The organism is Vibrio sp. 10N.222.49.C9, from assembly GCF_041474985.1.
Classification (GTDB): domain Bacteria; phylum Pseudomonadota; class Gammaproteobacteria; order Enterobacterales; family Vibrionaceae; genus Vibrio; species Vibrio crassostreae_C.
This window is the reverse complement of record NZ_JBFRVD010000223.1, coordinates 1-328: the sequence shown is the minus strand read 5'-3', so window position 1 is coordinate 328 and position 328 is coordinate 1. Positions and strand designations below refer to the sequence as shown.

Genomic DNA, 328 nt, shown 5'->3' with positions numbered 1-328 from the left:
TCGTTGTAATATGTAAGCTGATACGCGGTGATGGCTTAAGTGAGGAAAGTCACTAACCTCAATATAGCGCATTGAGGAAGAATAGAGTTTAGCTGTTTTTACCGAACAAGGGGTGAGCATTTCTGTCTGTTCGATAAGTGTTTTTAAACCATCCATTGAAGCTGCCTTGCAACCTATATTGAACGGTAAATCTAACTCTTTAATTGTTTCAGCCAAAGGTCCTAGCTCCGGTAAAGGTAACCCTGACTGAATCATAGCTAATTGATATTGTAATAAATCAGATAGCCGTCCCTCGTTGCCTTTGAAAGGATGGTCTTTGCTGGCCCTG

Annotated in this window: 1 protein-coding gene; it reads right to left on the bottom strand. The window is 41.2% G+C overall.

The features are described 5' to 3' along the window. Positions 1-328, bottom strand: a 328-nt coding sequence (locus AB4585_RS22860) for a hypothetical protein (protein ID WP_372171097.1), incomplete at both ends; no start/stop codon positions are given.